Source organism: Paraburkholderia sp. EG286B (assembly GCF_040965655.1).
In the GTDB taxonomy this organism is placed as follows: Bacteria; Pseudomonadota; Gammaproteobacteria; order Burkholderiales; family Burkholderiaceae; genus Paraburkholderia.
Map to the genome: position 1 here is coordinate 24,632 of NZ_JBFRCF010000037.1, position 17,928 is coordinate 42,559.

General features: G+C 61.5%; 13 protein-coding genes and 4 pseudogenes. 10 read left to right on the plus strand and 7 right to left on the minus strand.

Features of this window, described 5'->3' with window-relative positions; translation table 11 throughout:
• The first annotated feature begins 77 nt into the window (after positions 1-77).
• From AB4Y42_RS39945 to AB4Y42_RS39955, 3 genes and pseudogenes are all read left to right on the plus strand, one after another.
• Positions 78-698, plus strand: a complete 621-nt coding sequence (locus tag AB4Y42_RS39945) for a carbonic anhydrase (RefSeq protein ID WP_368692656.1) — start codon at positions 78-80, stop codon at positions 696-698.
• Positions 699-798: 100 nt separating this feature from the next.
• Positions 799-2,328 carry a SulP family inorganic anion transporter gene (locus tag AB4Y42_RS39950; RefSeq protein ID WP_368692655.1) on the plus strand — a complete coding sequence of 510 codons (1,530 nt, stop codon included), beginning with the start codon at positions 799-801 and terminating at the stop codon, positions 2,326-2,328.
• A gap of 24 nt (positions 2,329-2,352) precedes the next feature.
• A pseudogene (locus AB4Y42_RS39955) lies at positions 2,353-2,520 on the plus strand (transposase); the annotation flags it as partial.
• A gap of 53 nt (positions 2,521-2,573) precedes the next feature.
• Here the strand turns inward: AB4Y42_RS39955 and AB4Y42_RS39960 are convergent.
• From AB4Y42_RS39960 to AB4Y42_RS39970, 3 pseudogenes are all read right to left on the minus strand, one after another.
• Positions 2,574-2,789: pseudogene (locus AB4Y42_RS39960) on the minus strand (DDE-type integrase/transposase/recombinase); the annotation flags it as partial.
• Between the two features lie 24 nt (positions 2,790-2,813).
• Positions 2,814-3,550 (minus strand): annotated as a pseudogene (locus AB4Y42_RS39965) (DUF4158 domain-containing protein); the annotation flags it as partial.
• 76 nt (positions 3,551-3,626) lie between these two features.
• A pseudogene (locus tag AB4Y42_RS39970) lies at positions 3,627-3,950 on the minus strand (integrase); the annotation flags it as partial.
• Positions 3,951-4,477: 527 nt separating this feature from the next.
• Here AB4Y42_RS39970 and AB4Y42_RS39975 point away from each other — a divergent pair.
• From AB4Y42_RS39975 to AB4Y42_RS40005, 7 genes are read left to right on the plus strand one after another with little or no spacing between them, the layout of a single operon-like run.
• Entirely contained in the window at positions 4,478-5,503 is a 1,026-nt protein-coding gene (locus AB4Y42_RS39975; RefSeq protein ID WP_368692654.1) for a MurR/RpiR family transcriptional regulator, read from the plus strand.
• Between the two features lie 16 nt (positions 5,504-5,519).
• The gene (locus AB4Y42_RS39980; RefSeq protein WP_368697362.1) at positions 5,520-6,599 is read left to right on the plus strand and encodes a polyamine ABC transporter substrate-binding protein; all 1,080 of its coding nucleotides are present in this window, start codon (positions 5,520-5,522) and stop codon (positions 6,597-6,599) included.
• Positions 6,596-7,750, plus strand: a complete 1,155-nt coding sequence (locus AB4Y42_RS39985; RefSeq protein WP_368697363.1) for an ABC transporter ATP-binding protein — start codon at positions 6,596-6,598, stop codon at positions 7,748-7,750. The genes AB4Y42_RS39980 and AB4Y42_RS39985 overlap by 4 nt, the downstream gene beginning before the upstream one ends.
• Positions 7,747-8,613, plus strand: coding sequence for an ABC transporter permease (locus AB4Y42_RS39990; protein ID WP_368692651.1), 867 nt, complete (start codon positions 7,747-7,749; stop codon positions 8,611-8,613). The genes AB4Y42_RS39985 and AB4Y42_RS39990 overlap by 4 nt, the downstream gene beginning before the upstream one ends.
• Positions 8,610-9,389: an ABC transporter permease gene (locus AB4Y42_RS39995; protein WP_368697364.1), complete on the plus strand. Its 780-nt coding sequence runs from the start codon at positions 8,610-8,612 to the stop codon at positions 9,387-9,389. Before AB4Y42_RS39990 ends, AB4Y42_RS39995 begins: the two co-directional genes overlap by 4 nt.
• A gap of 52 nt (positions 9,390-9,441) precedes the next feature.
• Positions 9,442-10,581: a M24 family metallopeptidase gene (locus tag AB4Y42_RS40000; RefSeq protein ID WP_368697365.1), complete on the plus strand. Its 1,140-nt coding sequence runs from the start codon at positions 9,442-9,444 to the stop codon at positions 10,579-10,581.
• 3 nt (positions 10,582-10,584) lie between these two features.
• A complete protein-coding gene (locus AB4Y42_RS40005; RefSeq protein WP_368697366.1) occupies positions 10,585-12,048 on the plus strand; it encodes a M81 family metallopeptidase in 1,464 nt (487 codons plus the stop codon).
• Positions 12,049-12,349: 301 nt separating this feature from the next.
• Here the strand turns inward: AB4Y42_RS40005 and AB4Y42_RS40010 are convergent, their stop codons facing one another.
• The 4 genes from AB4Y42_RS40010 to ltrA all read right to left on the minus strand — a co-directional run bounded on the left by AB4Y42_RS40010 (position 12,350) and on the right by ltrA (position 17,228).
• The gene (locus tag AB4Y42_RS40010) at positions 12,350-13,354 is read right to left on the minus strand and encodes a tyrosine-type recombinase/integrase (protein ID WP_368697367.1); all 1,005 of its coding nucleotides are present in this window, start codon (positions 13,352-13,354) and stop codon (positions 12,350-12,352) included.
• Between the two features lie 2 nt (positions 13,355-13,356).
• Positions 13,357-14,292, minus strand: a complete 936-nt coding sequence (locus tag AB4Y42_RS40015; RefSeq protein ID WP_368697368.1) for a tyrosine-type recombinase/integrase — start codon at positions 14,290-14,292, stop codon at positions 13,357-13,359.
• A complete protein-coding gene (locus AB4Y42_RS40020; RefSeq protein ID WP_368697369.1) occupies positions 14,282-15,253 on the minus strand; it encodes a tyrosine-type recombinase/integrase in 972 nt (323 codons plus the stop codon). Before AB4Y42_RS40020 ends, AB4Y42_RS40015 begins: the two co-directional genes overlap by 11 nt.
• Before the next feature lie 652 nt (positions 15,254-15,905).
• Positions 15,906-17,228, minus strand: a complete 1,323-nt coding sequence (ltrA, locus tag AB4Y42_RS40025) for a group II intron reverse transcriptase/maturase (RefSeq protein ID WP_368697370.1) — start codon at positions 17,226-17,228, stop codon at positions 15,906-15,908.
• Positions 17,229-17,928: the final 700 nt, after the last annotated feature.

Below are 17,928 nucleotides of genomic sequence, written 5' to 3' on the forward strand. Positions count from 1 at the left end.
GAATGACCCATTTTTTTGATAGAAGGCTATTCCGCAAGCATTGATCGGAGCCAACGAACTGATTGGAGTCTCGACTCGTGAATCTTCCAAAACGCATGCTCGTCGCCAATGTCGCGTGGGCCCAGGAAATCGGACGGCGCGAACCAAACTTGTTTCGCGCGCTAGCCATTGGGCAGAAACCGCAAGTGCTCTGGATTGGCTGCTCAGATAGCCGCGTGCCCGTCGAAACCATCACCCACTGCGCGCCGGGGGATCTATTCGTTCATCGCAACATCGCTAACCTTTTTCATCTTGATGACGACAACACCATGAGTGTGCTCGAATATGCGGTGTGTGAGCTGCGGGTCGCGCACATCATTGTCTGTGGGCATTACGGATGTGGGGGCGTGCGCGCCTCGCTACTTCCGCCAGCCGATGCCTTGCCGCACTTCAACCGCCACATCAGGCCGCTTTGCGCACTCGCACACACGCATCACGCGGCGCTCGCTCGCCTGCCATCGGAAGAGGCACGCATCAACCGGCTCGTCGAACTTAATGTACTCGAACAGGTACGCCTGCTGCGCGAGCATCCGCTCGTGCGTGGGCGTGCACCCTCTCCCCTTGTGCACGGCTGGATCTTTTCACTGAACGACGGCCAGATGCGCGAACTCGTGTCGGGCTACGGGCCTGAAACAAGGAAGGCAATCGCCCCCTTCTGACCCGCTCCAGATCGCTCCGCTTACCTCGTTCACCGGAACATGGCAGTCGCACAAGTTTCGCCGTCGCGGTATTCACCCTTTACTATTTTTCGTGTCCGTCATGACTTCGAAAGCTTTCCCGTCTGCGCTTCTACGTGACCTCGCTGCCGGCGCTGTAGTCTTTCTCGTCGCGCTGCCGTTGTGTCTCGGCATTGCAAAAGCCTCCGGCGCAGAGCCGCTATCCGGGCTGGTGTCTGGCATCGTTGGTGGCATCGTCGTCGCCTTGCTCAGCGGATCGTCCCTCAGTGTGAGCGGCCCCGCCGCGGGCCTCGTCGTGATCGTCGTCGACGGCATCGCGCGTCTCGGTAGTTTCTCTGCATTCCTTATTGCATTGCTGCTCTCGGGCGCCATCCAGTTCGGCTTCGGCACGCTTCGAGCCGGGCAGCTCGCCTCGTATGTGCCCACACCCGTCATCAAGGGAATGCTCGCCGCAATCGGCCTGCTGCTGATCATCAAGCAGGTTCCACTCGCAGTCGGTCTGACGTCGGGCGGCAACACCGAATCGTTGGCAGGCGCGCTTGCATCCATCTCGCCCATAATCTGTACTGTAGCCGCCATCTCGCTGGCCATCCTTGCGGCCTGGGACACGCATACGTTGCGACGCTTCGCCCTCGTGCGGTTCGTGCCCGCGCCGCTTGTCGTCGTAGTTGCGGGCGTAAGCGCGACGCTGGTTTGCGGCGCGTTAGGCGCCACGCTCGCGTTGCCACCTGAGCACCGCGTAGCGTTGCCGGCCATCAAATCGTTGGCGGCGCTCCGCGACGCCTTGCATTTCGCTGAGTTCGGGTTGAGCTTCGCGCGCCTTGTGGATCCAGAAATCTGGATCGTCGCCCTGACGCTTGCCGTTGTCGCCAGCCTAGAAACGCTCCTGAGCCTCGAAGCCGTCGAGCAGATCGACCCGCAGCGTCGCGCCGCACCACCGAATCGCGAACTCAAAGCGCAAGGCGTCGGCAATATGGTGGCAGGCGCAATCGGGGGATTGCCCATCACATCCGTCATCGTCCGCAGTTCTGCCAACGTCCACGCCGGCGCGCGAAGCAGGCTCTCCGCAATCGTGCATGGCGTGCTGCTCCTCGTCAGCGTGTTCGCGCTCACGGATGCGATCAACCTGATTCCGCTCGCGAGTCTCGCCGCCATTCTCATTCATACCGGCATCAAGCTCGCCAGACCGTCGCTGTTCATTATGTTCGCGAAACAGGGAGCGGCAGCGTTCACGCCATTTATTGTAACGATTGCCGGGGTGCTCGCCACCGATCTGCTCACCGGAATTGTGCTCGGCGTGCTGTGCAGCGCCGCGCTCGCGTTGTGCGCGAATCTGCATCGGCCTATTGCCCTCGCGCGACACAACGACCATTTCCTGCTCTCGTTTCGCAAGGATGTGTCGTTTCTCGGCAAGGTGGCGCTCAAGGAGATGCTTGCGCATATCCCGGATCGGGCGACTCTCATCGTCGACACAACCCGCGCCGATTTCATCGACCACGACGTGCGCGAACTGCTAGACCGTTTCATTGACGAGGCGCCGCTGCGGTCGATCGCGGTGGAGGTTCGACATGCCGCAACGGTGCTGCCTCCTGCAACGCGCTCAGGCGTCTGACCGCATGCCAACAATGATGTTGGGATCCGTGCTCGGGTTGAGCTCGTGTTTGCCGTTGTCAAGCGCCTGTGGGGCTTCACGAAGGTGCGTTGTCGCGGTCTGGCGAAGAACGCCAATCGCGCCTTCGTCGCGCTGGCATTGACCAACGTCTATCTCTCGCGCAGACGATTGATGGCAAAGGTACGCCTATAGGTTCTGGTGCAAATAGGCAAGCGAGTTGAGAAAGTGCATATAGGTAGGAAAGCTTATCGATCAAACAGGACCGCATTCCATACGGCGGGCGCAGCGGCTTCCTTGAGGCCGAGCTTCGCGAGATCAAACTGCCCCGTGCGAATGCGATGCGTCAACCCGATTCCTGAAATCGTGGTCACGGCGCTCCCGAATCGCTTGAACCCAGGCATCACGTTCGTTCTGGACTTGATGTGGCGATGGTCTTGCTCGATCACGTTGTTCAGATATTTTGAGGACCGGACCTTCGTGTCTTCAGGCACCGAGAGCATGTCGGGCGCCGGCGGCAAGCCGTCTGCCTGCGCGGTCATGGTCTGGATGTGCTTGAGAAAGCTCGCCACCTCGCGCGGGCCCGGGCGTTTCGGCTCGCGCTTGAGCTCGTCCCACGGCGTGCGGCCCGTCCGCGCTTTGAAAAGGTCGTCGAGCCGCGTTCGCAGCGGCTCGTCCAGCGATTCGGTGAACGCCTGGTAGATCGCCTCATTGAGTTGGCTGCGGGCGTGGCTGGCGGTGCGCGAGAGCGTCGCCAGCGGCGGCAGTTCGTAGCTGTGCCGCACGAGCTCCTCGAGCAGGACGTTGATGATGTCGGGTAGCTCGGCCTTGGTGCGCGCGGCGCCGGCGGCCAGGGTCGCGAGCCACTCGTGGGTCGAAGCGTCCAGGGGACGAATGCGGGCGTACTCGCGCAGGATCTTCTGGTGCCGCGACTTGCTGCCGGAGCGGTCGTAGCGCGCGAGCGTCGTGCGCGGCACTGGACGGGCGCCGAGCGCAGCGCAGACGTGATCGATGATCGCCGGCGGCACATCCGACACGGGCGGCATATACCCGAGGCGCTGCAACAGCTTCAGCTGCGCGAGGATCAGTACGCGGGCCGGCGCCTGCCGAAACTGGCCACCCACGAAGCGGATCTCGGCCCGCTGGGCGTGTAGACCTTGCGCAGCTCGTCGTCATCTACCTCGGCTGGCAACACCGGGTACGCAGTCTCATGCACAGTGCTCATGCGGGCAGCCTGAGGCGGGGATCCGAAACGCGAATCCTACGACAAATTCAGCGCAGACAGTGCCGTCAGCTCAGACCTAGGTGGATTGGCGAGAGCGCTTTGCGGTGCGTGGCGGCAGTGGCGCGGTCCGCGTCGCGACCTGCCCTTGCAGGAGGCCAACCTGCTGGACGAGCGCGTCGCGCTCACGGCGCAGTTCACGCACTTCCTCCATCACGCTTGCGAGTTGCTTCTCGTGCCGCTCGGCCTGGCGTCGCTGCTCAGCGGCGTCGGCCGCCTGACGCTGGACGTCGCCCACAAGCTGCTCGTTGCGCTGCTGGGTCTTGGCGAGCGAGGCTTCCGCGCGGCGCTGCGCATCGCGCGCTTCCTCGGTCTGCATCATGACGCGTTTTTGCACGCCCTCGGCCAATTTCAGCCCTTCAGGAGTGGTCAGCCGACGTCCGTTGATAGTCAGCAATCAGCCGTTAAAAGACGCCTCTGCCAATTGCAAACCGGGAAGGTATTGCGGTGGCGCGCTGCACGGTCTCCGGGCTGATGAAGTTGCAGGTTTGCGCCGCCTGTGCGCGGCAGGCGGCGTCGCGCGACGATCCCCGATCCGGCGCGCCGTGCCCGCTGGACCGGTTCAATCGGCAGTCTGATCGGACCGCCGGATCGCTGCGGACAAGCTCTTCCACATTCGTCATTGAGTTCTACGTGCCATGAATTTCGCGCTTCGATACGCGCGTCTGGCAGGCCCACATGCAGGTCTTTGGCGTGCCGAAGGTGGGCAACAAATGATGTGTAGCAACATCGGGCGCGCGGACCGGGCTGACGGAACGACGCGAGCGGTCGGCACATTGGAGAAATCCCAAGACTCCGTTTTTTGATGGCTTGACATCAGTTGTCGCAATGACTACATTAGGAATCAGTAATGTAACGGTTGCGACATAAATGCACAATCAGACGGCAGCAGCGGCGTTTCCCGATGCGATTCGGCTCCGTTTCGACTCGCTGACACGCGCGCAGCAGGCTTTGGCGAGTTATATCGTCGATCACGTCGAGCAGGCGGCGTTTATGACTGCGCGGCAGCTCGGCGATGCGGTCGGACAGAGCGACGCGGCAGTCGTCCGGTTTGCACGGGCAATTGGCTATCCGGGATTTCCGCAAATGCGCAGCGCGCTGCGCGAAGGCCTGCTTGAGCGAGTCGGTGCAGGCGGGATGCGAGCCGCCGCCGATCGGCCGGCTGCTGGCGAAGAGCTAAAAAACGAGGTGTTTTCGTCCGATGCCGCCTTGCTCGATGCGACCGCACGGTTGAATCCGGTACCGCTCGGCGAGCGCGTCGCCGACCGACTGATCGCCGCACGACGCATCTGGGTGACCGCGCACGGCACCACGTATCCACTTGCGCTGCTACTGTCGATGCAACTGAACCAGATCCTGGGCACCTGCGAAACGCTGACCGTTGGCCACGGCGACATCGCAGACCGCATTCGTCAGGTGGGCGAACAGGACGTGGTGATCGGCATCGGCTATGCGCGCTATCTGCCGTACACGATCGAGCTGATGAAGATCGCGCGTCAGTACGGCGCGTATATTGTCGCGATCACCGACAAACCGTCGTCGCCTCTCGCACAGATCGCTGCCGAGAGCTTTCTGGTTGGACGCGAGGGAACGCTGTTCAGCTGGTGGTCGCAGGCTGGAACGTTGGGCCTTGTCAATTGGCTCGTCGCGCTGACGGCGACCCGCAACGGCGAGAATGCCACCGCGATGCTTCAACGCTCAGACGACGCATGGCGGCTGCTGTCACATTGGAACGCTGGCGGCAGCAACGGCGACGCTCCGTCGCTCGCTGATCAGCTGAACGGCCGCCTCAATTTCGGCCGCTCGCAGGGCGAAGCTGCTGCTTCACAAGCAGAAAACCTTGCATCACCCACATCGGGAAACAAGCAAGCCTCAAGACGGCGCAAAGCGCGCTAATCAACCCGGAGCAGACATGACCTTCAGCACCAGCCGCCGCCGTTTTCTAGTCAACACTGCCGGCATCGCCGCCGTCGGAGCGTTGCCGCTTGTCGCGCCCTCCATGGCGCATGCGTCCGACGCGGGCAAGGTCGTCGTGCGCGGCTTGGGAGGCGCCTACCAGGACGTGATGGCGGCGGCGGTGCACAAGCCGTTCACGGCCGCGACCGGCATCGAGGTGGTAGTGCAGCCGGCCACCGCCGCACAAATTCGTGCGATGGTGCAGGCTGGCCGCGTATCGATCGACGTGTGCGATCTGGTCGACATCGCGCAGGTCGCGCTGGATAAGATCGGCGCCCTTGCCCCGATTGAGTACACGAAGATGAGGTACACGCACGCAGATGACATTCAGCCTGTCATCCGCAAGCAGAACTACGTGGGCAGCCTGTTCTTCTCGACGGTGATGGTCTACAACACCGAGGTTTACAGGAACGGTGCGCATCCGAAATCGTGGGCCGAATTCTGGGACGCCAAGAAATTTCCCGGCTCGCGCACCCTGGCTGATCAGCAATCGGGTTCGGCGGAACTCGAATTCGCGCTGCTCGCCGACGGCGTGCCGATGGACAAGCTCTATCCGCTCAACGTGCCGCGCGCGCTGAAGGTGCTGTCGCGCATCAAGCCGCAGATCGCGACGTGGTGGACCACGGGCGCCGCGTCCGCGCAACTGATGGAGCGCAAGGACGCCGTGCTGGGGGGCTTATGGAACGGCCGGGCACAGGATCTGATCGACAAGGGCGCGCCGCTCGCCATCGAATGGAACCAGGCGAAGCGTCAGACCCAGGCACTGTCGATCATCAAGAACGCGCCGAACGCCGCGAACGCGCAGAAGTTCGTCGACTTCGCGTTGCAGCCTTCGGTGCAAGCGGAGATCGCCCGTCACCTCGCGTACGGCCCGACCAACCAGAAAGCGCTCGCGCTGCTCAAACCGGAAGAACTGACGCGCTTGCCGAGTTCGAAGGAGCATTTCGTCGAGTCGTTCCAGCAGGATCCGCAGTGGTGGTCGGACAACCTCGCATCGGTGGGTCAACAATGGCAATCGTGGGTTTTGCAAGGATGAGCACGAGCGGAAAACCGACAGGCGGCGCAAGTCTCGAACTGCGCTGCATCACCAAGACGTATGGCCACGCCGCAGCTGTGCGCAACCTGGACCTGAAGATCGAGGCGGGCGAATTCGTTACGCTGCTCGGCGCGAGCGGCTCGGGGAAGACCACCTCGCTGATGATGCTGGCGGGTTTCGTCGAACCAACGTCCGGCCAGGTACTGATTGGTGGCGATACCGTGACAGCGCTGGCGCCCGCTCAGCGTAATCTCGGCGTCGTGTTCCAGAACTATGCGCTATTTCCGCATCTGACGGTGGCGCAGAATCTTGCCTTTCCGCTGCAGATGCGGCGTGTCGGCAAGCAGCAGATTGCCGCGAAGGTGACGCAGCTGCTCGACACCGTGCAACTCGCCGACAAGGGGCAGCGCTATCCGCGCGAGCTGTCGGGCGGCCAGCAGCAGCGCGTCGCGCTGGCGCGCGCGTTGATCTTCGACCCACGCGCGTTGCTGCTCGACGAGCCGCTCGGCGCGCTCGACAAGAATCTGCGCGAGCACATGCAGCATGAGATTAAAGCCTTACATACGTCGCTTGGTACGACGATGGTGCTGGTCACGCACGACCAGGAAGAGGCGCTGACGCTGTCGGACCGGATCGCCGTGATGCACGACGGCGCGATCGCGCAAATCGGCTCGCCAGCGGATCTTTACGAGCGGCCGATGACGCGCTGGGTCGCCGAATTCGTGGGGCAGTCGAACCTCCTTGACGGCGTGATCGAGTCAATCGATGCAGGCCGCGCGACGCTGCGTCTGCCAAACGGCACCGCGCTTGGTGGTGCGTGTGCGCCGTCACTGCGCATCGGCGAACGAGCGAGTGCGCTGCTCCGTCCGGAGCGCCTCGCGCTCTCGCGGCGCGGCGAAGCTTCGGTCGCGCCGGCCGCAGGCGCGGTGATCGATGCGACGGTGATCGATTCGCTGTACCTCGGGCATACGGTCAAGTACACGGTCGCGCTTGCCGACGGCCAGCGTCTCGCTGTGCAGCTGTCGAATACTGGCCACGCGTCGATGCCCATCGCCGGCGATGCCGTGACCCTGCGCACTGGCGTGCAAAGCGCGTGGCTGATGGCCGCTTCGCCGGCCGCGCACCTCTCGTCACTCGAGCGTGCCGCATGAGCGCGGTTGCTGTCGTCCAGACGCCGCGCCGCAGGCGCGCGCCCGCGTTCTGGCTGTTGCTGCCGCTCATTGCGTTCGTCGCGGTGTTCTTCATCTATCCGCTCGGCGCAATGCTGGTGCGCGCGGTGCACGACAAGACCGGTTTCACGCCTGTCTACATGCTGCGCATTCTGCACGAACCCGCTTATCTGGTCGTCTTGCGCACGACCTTCGTTATCGCCGCGCTTGTGACGGTCTTCACGCTCGTGGTCGGTTATCCGCTCGCGTATTTTTTATCGCAACGCAAGCCGCGCACGGCGACGCTGCTGATGATCCTGGTGGTCATTCCGTACTTCACGAGCGTGCTGGTTCGCACGTATGCATGGATGGTGCTGCTCGGCAGCCACGGCCTTATCAACGACCTGCTGATCCGCCTGCATTTGATCGATGCGCCCGTGAAGCTGCTCTACAACCGCACCGGCGTGCTGATCGGCATGACATACATGTTGCTGCCTTACATGGTGCTTGCGCTCTATAGCGTGATGCGTTCGGTCGACACGCGCCTGCTGCTCGCCGCCGAAAGTCTCGGCGCGGGCCGCACGCGCGCGTTCTGGCGAATCTTCTTTCCGCTTTCGATGCCAGGCGTCGCCTCCGGCGCGCTGCTCGTGTTCATTCTGTCGCTCGGCTATTTCATCACGCCCGCGCTGATGGGCAGCCAGCAGGACAGCCTGATTTCGATGGTGATCGAAGCGCAGATCGAAACCTACTTCGACTGGAATTTCGCGTCCGCGCTCGCGGCGGTGCTGCTCGCCAGTACGCTGTTGCTGTTTGCGCTGTACGAACGTGTGATCGGACTCAACCGGCTTTTCGAGGCAAAACTGTGAACCCGCGTGGAACCAGCCTGCCGCTCGCCATCGTGGCGATTGCGGTGCTCCTCTGTATGGCCGCGCCGATCGTGCTCGTGTTTCCGCTCGCCCTGAACGACGCCGGCTATCTATCCTTTCCGCCCAGGTCAATTTCCTTGCGCTGGTTCGTTTCGGTGCTGACCGATCCGGACTGGCTCGCGTCGATCTGGCTGAGCGTTCGCGTCGCGTTCATCTCGACGGTGATCACGCTGCTGCTTTCCTTGCTCGCTTCGCTCGCACTGGTGCGGCACCGCTTTCCGTTCAAGCGCGCGGTCTATGCGCTGATCCTGCTGCCGATGATCGTGCCGAACATCATCGCGGCCATCGCCATGTTCTTCTTTTTCTCGGACGTCGCGGTGTTCGGCAACATCGGCTCGATCGTGATCGGCCATGCGGTGGTGTCCTCACCGATTGCGGTGATCATTCTGTCGTCGACGTTGCAGGCCTTCGACGGGCGGCTCGAAAACGCCGCGCAGAGTCTCGGCGCGAGCCGCCTGGCCGCGTTCATCCGCATCACATTGCCGATGATCGCACCCGGCGTGATGTCGGCTGCGATCTTCGCGTTCCTCACGTCGTTCGACGAACTGCTGATCGCGCTTTTCATGGCGGGCACGTCGTCGCAAACCTTGCCCGTGCGAATCTGGAACGCCGTGGTGTTCCAGCTCGATCCGAAAATCGCCGCCGTGAGCGCGCTGCTCGTGATCGTCTCCGCTGTGACGCTCGGTTTGAGCGCGCTCACCGGACGCCGTGCCTGATCCCCTTCAGTTGACTTCACCTGCTACTTTTTGTGCGCACTGCGCCGCTCCCATGAATACTGACCAGACACTGCTTTTTTCCCTCGACGAATACCACCACCGTCTCAACAAGGTCCGCGCCGCGATGCGCGAGCGCAACCTCAATACGCTGATCATCGATCAGACCGAGTTCCTGTTCTACATCAGCGGCTTCGGCATTTCGGAAAACATGTACCGCGCGTGCGTGGTACCGCTCGAAGGCGAGCCGGTCTTCGTGCTGCGCGCAATGGACGAGCGGCCGTACCTCGAAACCACGTGGCTTGCGCAGCACGTAGGGTTTTCCGATTGGGAAGACCCGATCGAAGTGCTTGCGCATCTGCTGCGCGAACGAGGCTGGGACGCGGGGCATATCGGCCTCGACGGTGACTCGTACTGCATGACGCTCAACCGCTTCAAGTGCCTTCAGGCAGCGTTGCCAAACGCGAAATTCGGTGACTACTCCGGCGTGCTCGAGGTGCTGCGCGCGCGCAAGTCACCCGCCGAGATCGACTACATTCGGCGCGCAGCGGCAATCGGCGACATCGCGATCGAGGAAGCGCTGAAGGTATCGGGCGTGGGCACGTCAGAACGGGACGCAGCGGCGGCGGTGGCCTACGCGTTCATGCGCCACGGCGCGGATTCGGGCCGTACGGGCCCGATCACCAACGGCGTGGGCGATGCATTCCTGCACGGCAACCTGCATAGCCGCCCGCTCGCGAAGGGCGAAATCCTGCATTTAGAACTGCTGCCATTCGTGAATGGCTACAGCGCGCGGATCATGCGGCCTGCCGTGATGGGCGAAGCGAGCGACCAGCAGCAGCGTATCGCGCAACAACTGCTCAAAATTCAGGACCGCCAGTTCGCGGCGATGCGTCCAGGCGCGATTGCAAAAGACATCGACGCGATTGCGCGGGACGCGATTCTCGCAGCAGGCTTGCGCCCTTCGTTTCCGAACATCACCGGTTACACACTCGGCTATTACTCCCAGTCCACGCCGCATACGAGCGACTTCACACGAGTATTCCTGAACAACGCCGAATGGGTGCTCGAAGAGGGCATGACTTTCCACATGTACGTATCGGCGGACGGGATTGCGTTCAGCGAAACCGTGCTTGTTACGAACGACGGCATTGAACTGCTGACGAAGAGTCCTCGCGGTCTCGTGGTGGTGTGAAACATGCGAATCGCTGTCGGAGGTATTCAGCACGAGACCAACACGAGCGCTGCGACGACGCCCCTTGATGCGTTTATCGTGGGAGGCGGCTGGCCCGGCTGGCAGAAGGGACAGCAGATTGGCGCGGTGCTCGGCGCGATGAATCTGCCGGTGAGCGGCGCCATCGCCGCGCTCGCCGGGGATCAACGCGTGGGCGCGGCGCATGTGGTGCCCCTGATGTGGGCAGCGGCGACGCCGTCCGGCCGCGTCGAAGACGATGCCTTCGATGCACTCGCCGACGAATTGATCGCGCGCCTGCTGGAGGCTGGTCCAATCGACGGCCTGTACCTCGACCTGCACGGCGCGATGGCCACGGTTTCGCACGACGATGCTGAAGGCGAGCTGCTCGCTCGCATTCGCGCGCGCGTTAGCGAAGCGTTGCCGATCGTCGTGAGCCTCGATCTGCATGCCAACGTGAGCCGGCGATCGTTCGTGCTGTGCGACGCGATGGTGGTGTACCGCAGCTATCCGCACATTGACATGGATGAAACGGGCGCGCGCGCGGCGCGTCTGCTGATCGAACGCATCGCTCGCGGGAAGCCGTGGGCTAAAGCGATGAGCGAAGTCGCGTTCGTCGCGCCACTAACGGCGCAATGCACGCTTGTCGAGCCTGCCGCATCGTTGATGGCGCGACTCGAACAGATTGAGGTAGATAACAAACTGGCGTCGACGTCGTGGGCGAGCGGCTTCCTGCTTGCGGACGTGACCTGTCGCCAGCAGAGCGTACTCATCTATGGTGACGACGGCGCGTCGGTACGGCGCATCGCCGTGCAGTTCGCTCAGGCGATCGAGGCGCAGCGTGATCGATTCACCGAAGCGCCGTTTGCGCCCGCCGCCGCAGTCGCGGAGGCGCTGCGGCGGCTCGCCGATGCGCCCGGCGAGACGGTCATCCTGTGCGATACGGACGACAATCCTGGCGCGGGTGCGGCATCCGACACGACGACGATCCTGCGCGCGCTCGTCGAGCAACAGGCAACCCGCGCGGTGGCGGCGATCGTCTGTGATGCGCACGCTGCCGGCGCGGCGCACGAAGTGGGCGAACGGCGTATCCTGCGTATCGATCTCGGCGGACGCGCAGCGGTCGCCGGCAGCGTGCCGTTGACTGCGGATTTCGTCGTCGAACGCTTGTCTGACGGGCGCTTTACCGGCACGGGCCCGATGTGGCGCGGCGCCCCGATCGATCTCGGTCCAATGGCATTGCTATGCATCTGCGGTACCGATGTGCGCGTCATCGTCTCATCACGCACCATGCAGGCTGCCGATCAGTCGATCTTCCAACACATGGGCATCGACCCGGCGACCATGCACATTCTGGCGCTCAAGAGCTCGGTGCATTTCCGCGCGGACTTCGGGGCCATAGCTTCGTCGGTGCTTGTTGTGAAAGTCGAAGGTGATCGATTCTCAGGGCCGTCAACGACTGCAATTTAGCGACAACAAAAAGTAGCGATTGAATGGCGTTTGTTGCGCTGAAAACGGCCATCGCCAAGTCCAGCGGGAACAGCGGCTGTGGGTCGAGTGCAGGCACTTTGCGCCTGCCGTCCTCGGGTTCGATCTTGCGAGACACACAGTATTCGACACGGCGCCCGCCGTCTCAAAATTTCTCTTCCCAATCAAGGTATTAGATCTTCTTTGGCGAAAATTTTGCGATTACCCACACCCTGAAAATAGGCGAAGCAATGGCCGGAGGGCCTTCTACAGCCTCCAACCCCAGCCATCGCGATGTACATAATCAGAGCGTTTCGAGGAACGCTATGACCTTGTCAGTTGCGTGGAATCGTGGTGTTCGCTGTCCGGCAGGTCGCAGGTGGCCGAGCGCTTCTTCCTTGTGGGCAAGATTGGACTCCATGTAAATGTGCGTCGTGTCGATGCTTTCATGGCCCAACCACAGTGCGATCACGCTGATGTCGACGCCAGCCTGTAACAGATGGGTCGCCGTCGCGTGCCTTATAACGTGAGGCGAGATGTGTTTTTGGCACAGACTCGGACAGGCGAGCACGGCGCCGGCAATCGCCTTCTGCAGGATGCAGTCGACGCCATTACGGGTCAGTTGCTCACCACGATAATTGGTGAACAGATGCGCCGTCGGCGCTGAATCCTGTTCTCGCATCCATTTCCTGATCGCATCGGCGGTCCTGGCCCAGAGCGGGACGCAGCGCTCTTTCCGTCCTTTCCCGTAGAGATGCACGAAGCTGCTACGAATGCCCAGTTCGACCTGGCTGCACGCCATTGACGTAATCTCTGAAACTCGTGCACCCGTGTTGTACATCGTCAGCAACATCGTGTGATCACGTCGTCCGCACGACGTCGAGAGGTCGGGGGCACCAAGAATCGCTTGAATTTCGGCACGTGACAACGCGCAGATCAAACGGCGATCCGTGCGCTTGGTGGGAATGGCCAGCACGGACGTGGATAGCCCGGCGAAGTCGGGTCTGGATATGGCGACCCAACGAAAGAAGGAATGGATGGCTGCCAGTCTGGCGTTGCGAGATCGCACCGTGTTGTTGCGTTCAACCTCAAGACTGTCGAGAAATGCCAGTATGACTGCCGGATTTAGCTGATCGAGCTTAAGCGCAACCGGCTGGATATTCATCTTGGTGGCGATGAACCGGAGAAGGAGGCGAAAGGCATTGCTGTAACTCGAGAGGGTTTGTGGGCTGGCGTTTCGATGCGTCAGCAGATGCTTGATGAAGAATTCCTGGAGCAGTGGCCCAACAAGTGCATCGGCGTACTTCATGATCAATCTCCCAGGGCGGCGAACACGCGGAAGCGGTCCGATGCGCTGCCCAGTAGTTCAGGTGTTGCAGAGATGTACCAGTAGCTTTCTCTGGGGCTGACGTGGCCGAGGTAGACGGAGAGCGTCGGAGCGAGCTCTGCTGCCGAGGCCCCATCTTCGTACCATCGTGTGAGCCGATGAACGGCGAACGAGTGGCGCAAGGAGTGCAAGGTCGGGCGTCGTCCATCGGGTAGATGCAATCCGAGTTTCGCCGTTGCACGCGCAAACCACCGCCCAAGGGAATCATGATCGAGCGGTTGTCCCCAATCTGTGACGAAAAACATCGGTGCCCGCCTCGCATGGCACTTGTGTCCCCGTCGGACCGCGTATTGCCTCAGATGATCTGCGGTTGTTGGGTGCAAGGCTACGATGCGCGACTTCTTGAATTTAGTTTCGCGAACAACGACATGGGGCGGCTCTTCCTCAAGGTGCACGTCGACCGCCCTGAGGTGTAGCGCTTCTCCGACGCGTAGTCCGGAGCTGGCAAGCAAACCTAACATTGCGACGTAGGTAGAAGACCGTAGACCACCTCGCGGGCGAGCCTTCGTCGCCAGACTCAGGATCGATTGCAGCTGTTCCGTGCTCAGGATGTACGGCGGATTGCGACGTGGGGTTGACAGCAGGTGTGGCCCGGGAACTGAAGTCTCTCGATCGACAGCCTTTACAAAGATCAGAAACCCACGCAGGATACTCAGCATTGCTGATTGGCTCGGCGGCGCACGACGAACCCGCGTGATCCATTCGAGGACATCAGCGGTCTTTATCGATTCACCAGGGCGATCGTGGACAAAGTCGTGAACGAAGCGCGCGAGGGTTCCGCTATGGGTTTGCCGGTAACCCAGCAACTTGCGGTGCTCAACGTAGCGGCTCAGCAGCTCCTGAAGTTCCTCACCGTTCATGACCGTCTCCCGGCCACGGCATGGCGATACGCGACAGCGATAATAGGTCCAGTTTCGCGTAAATGGCTGTTGACTGAAGGGATTGATGACCGAGCACATCGGCGATGTTTTTGAAACTCGATCCGCGTGTCAGCATGGTCGTTGCGACGGCATGGCGTATCAGATGTGCTGCGCCGCGCGCGGGAGCGATATCCGATCGAACCAGGGCTCGCCGGACGATCTTGGAAATCGCGCTCGAGTCGGCGAATGGCTGCGACGGTGGAGTCGCTTGCAGGAATATCGTCCTGTAGGATGATGGAGGACGCTCCCGTTTGAGGTATGCCAGCAAGGCGTGGCCCACGTCTCGGGATAGTGGCAGGTCACGGTCACGACGGGTCTTGGTTTCACGGATATGAATGACGCCGCAGGCCCAGTCGACGTCATCCAGACTGAGGCGAGCGACTTCGGCAGCACGCATCCCGGTTCTTGCGAGCAACAGCACTATCGCCGTATTCCGCAATGGTTGAAACGTTGCAGCATCGCCCACGCATTTGATCAGCCGATCGACATCGGTGCACGACAAACGCGGCGGAAGCGTCGCATGACGCCAACGCCGAATTCGTGGAAGCGTTTCCTCCAGGCCGGGCTGCGTCAATTCCCTGACGGCGAGAAAGCGCAACATTGCGCGCAGCGCGACGATCGGTGAACTCGATGGTCGCCGCTTCCTGCTTGAGAATTCTTGACGCAGGTATGTGCGGAAATGTTCGGTTGAAAGGTCTCGCCAATTCGGCGGACTGTCGCCACACCACCCATCCAGGAAGCATTGAACGAACCGGCCATACTTCCTTCGGGTGCCTTGTGCCAGCCCCCTGACGGCGCCGAGGTATGAATCAAACTCGCTCAGAAACTGAACTGCGGTCGTAATTGATGGCAAGCGTGCTTCGGGATGTTCCGTCCCGCGCAACTGTTCCGGATGCGTCATCGTCTTCTCCTTGCCGGCCATCATGGCCGGTAGGAAAAGTTCAGGACATTATGCGAACCTTTGCGACCCTGTCGATCTTGCACAACCCCGCCGCAGCAATGCGGGGCGCGATCGCCGTGCCCGGGCTTCGCCTAATTCAGCGGTGTGGGTAAAAGCGAATATCTGAAGCTTCTGATATTCAAGAATCCCGGGCGGCCCTCATGCACTGGCTGCGACACACGCATGCCTCGCATGCGCTCGCGCGTGGCCCGGAACTGGCGACGCGACGATGCGGGGCAACCGGCGCTACGCGTCGCTCGCCACACGTCTATCTACCGCCATGGAGATGAGGTCAGGCGCGCGGGGCAACGCGATCAGGCTTTCGGTACATCCCGAGCCGGTAGACACAACTACTTGCGTGAGCAAAAACCGATCCTGGACACGGCTATAACGAGGTGAGTAGACCCGGGGAGTTGCACCCCGAGTCTCTCGCAGGTAGGGTCGAGAACTGGCGCGCGCACGGTAGGCTCCGGTGGTCTCTCCACCGCTTTCGCGGTGGTCCTCAGTCCGGCTGCCATAGTCACGTTTCCAGCTCCCGCCACGTCGAACGCAGCTTGCGGTTTTCCCGCACTACGCTCTCCTGTTTGCTTCACGTCAAGGTTTATGGGACCTATCATGCCGGGCGCGCTTTCGGTGCGACGGTACGGCGGACCCGGTAGCCATTGAACAGCCCCAGTTCCTCATACAGCCAACGCCTACTCCACCGCTTCCAACCGAAGCCCCGTCGGTTCCGGGATCGCCCCATGTGGCGCCGAATCTTCTTTTCCACCCAGTCCCTGATGAAGTTGAAGCACTCGTTGGAGTCCCCGATAGCGAAGTAATGCACCCAGCCCCGCAGCACCGGATTAATCAGTTGGACTACCCGATTGACCGGCTGTGACTGGTATCGCCGGAACACCTCCTTGAGCTTGCGCAGTAACGCCGTACGCTTCTTCAGCTTCGGCGTGTAGTGCGCTCGCCACGCCCGTGTCCCGAAGCTGCGGAGTTGACGGAAGTCAAACCCCAGAAAGCCGAAACTCTCCTTGCATCTCAGATCCACGGTGCGGCTCTTCTCCTCGTTCACCTCGACCTGTAGCCTGTCAAACTCCTCCCGGAGTCGCCTGCTTACCGCCCCCAGCAGCCAGTCATGGCGTGGGTGTGCATCGATCAGCACGACGAGATCATCGGCGAAGCGGGCATACTCGACGTAGGTATACTTCCCGTTGCGCGTGGATTCTTTCGCCCGCTCCAGCATCCGGTCCACCTCAGTGAGGTAGACGTTACTGAGCAGTGGCGAAATCACCCCGCCTTGCGGAACGCCTTGTTTACCCGATGCCGTCAGCATCAGCTTCAGCAAATGCATGACGTCCCGGTCATTGACCCGACGCGCCACCTTTTCGAGCAGCAGATGATGCCGCACGGTGTCAAAGTAGGCGCGCAAATCAAGATCTATGACTCGGGTCTTCCACTGAACAATTGCCGTCGCCACTCGCTGCACCGCTTCATGCGCAGTACGCTTTGGGCGATAGCCATACGACCCCGGCTGGAAGTCTGCCTCGAAGATCGGCTCCAGTATGAGCTTGAGCGCACCCTGGACCACACGGTCGCGGATAGCAGGAATCGAAAGGATGCGGACCTTGCCCCCATCCTTCGGTATCTCCTGTCGCCGTGCCCGCAGTGGCCGGTAGGTACGCCCAATCAGTTCGCCCTGTATCTGCGCAAGAAAGCTCACCACACCTTGCGCCTCGATGGCCTCGAACGTCACGCCGTCGATACCCGGCGCTCCATTGTTCCTTCTGGCTAACGCATACGCTTCGAGCAGCGTTTCCATCTTGCAGACATGGACGTACAAACCCCAGAAACGCCAGGACGGTTCAGCCTTCGCCTTGACGTATATTCCCCGCCTCAGGTCCTGCAAACTGCTGGACGCCTTTGTCATCTCGTCCTTGCCTCCCATGTTGTCGAGGACGTTACAAACAGCAGGGCCCCTTCGCTCCACCAGCGTTACCCGGTTTCACCGCTAATACGGACCCATCCGCCACCCTCTCGCCTTCAGTCCATTTCCCGGGTTCGCCGGTTATAGGACCTACCTTGCTCCGACGATTTCGCGCCGGGGCGAGGAGGGCTTCTCCAGTTGCTTAGCATGCCCTTGTCATCGTGCCGTCGCTTCCACCCCGCCGAAGTGGCGCAGCCGTGTCGGTCAGAATTCGGCTACCCATGCTGCCTTCACCCTCTCGGTTGCGGGCTCGGCCCTCGGATCTATTCACTTTCGAGGCCACATCCACGTTCATCTTCATTACGGCCCGATGACTCGCACGTCCCCCAAGGAGACGGTTGTCGATAGGCTTCAGAGTCTTGGTTCCCCGCCACCCTGCTATCCCAGCTACGGAGCTTCTGACTTCTACTCCGGCAGGTCTATCTCCTGCTGAACACGCCAGCCTTACCTCGACACACAACCGAACGTGAGCCTCTCGACTCATTCGGCTCCCGCTATCCAACCGATACCCCGACGACACGCCAGTGGACAAATAACCAGGGGTGGGCGGACTTCACCTTGCGTAGCCATTCCGCACTACGTCGCTTGTGCTGCCGCAGCCGCTTGTACTTTCTCCGAGCCCACCGCATAAGCCGTAGGTCGATGTAGCTGAAGAGGCTGT

Bases quoted from the DNA above. Each gene is read 5' to 3' on its own strand.
- AB4Y42_RS40005 (WP_368697366.1), top strand. From the start codon at position 10,585: ATGCGAATCGCTGTCGGAGGTATTCAGCACGAGACCAACACGAGCGCT.
- AB4Y42_RS40010 (WP_368697367.1), bottom strand. From the start codon at position 13,354: ATGAAGTACGCCGATGCACTTGTTGGGCCACTGCTCCAGGAATTCTTC.
- AB4Y42_RS39950 (WP_368692655.1), top strand. From the start codon at position 799: ATGACTTCGAAAGCTTTCCCGTCTGCGCTTCTACGTGACCTCGCTGCC.
- AB4Y42_RS39990 (WP_368692651.1), top strand. From the start codon at position 7,747: ATGAGCGCGGTTGCTGTCGTCCAGACGCCGCGCCGCAGGCGCGCGCCC.
- AB4Y42_RS39975 (WP_368692654.1), top strand. From the start codon at position 4,478: ATGCACAATCAGACGGCAGCAGCGGCGTTTCCCGATGCGATTCGGCTC.
- ltrA (WP_368697370.1), bottom strand. From the start codon at position 17,228: ATGGGAGGCAAGGACGAGATGACAAAGGCGTCCAGCAGTTTGCAGGAC.
- AB4Y42_RS40015 (WP_368697368.1), bottom strand. From the start codon at position 14,292: ATGAACGGTGAGGAACTTCAGGAGCTGCTGAGCCGCTACGTTGAGCAC.
- AB4Y42_RS40020 (WP_368697369.1), bottom strand. From the start codon at position 15,253: ATGACGCATCCGGAACAGTTGCGCGGGACGGAACATCCCGAAGCACGC.
- AB4Y42_RS39985 (WP_368697363.1), top strand. From the start codon at position 6,596: ATGAGCACGAGCGGAAAACCGACAGGCGGCGCAAGTCTCGAACTGCGC.
- AB4Y42_RS40000 (WP_368697365.1), top strand. From the start codon at position 9,442: ATGAATACTGACCAGACACTGCTTTTTTCCCTCGACGAATACCACCAC.
- AB4Y42_RS39980 (WP_368697362.1), top strand. From the start codon at position 5,520: ATGACCTTCAGCACCAGCCGCCGCCGTTTTCTAGTCAACACTGCCGGC.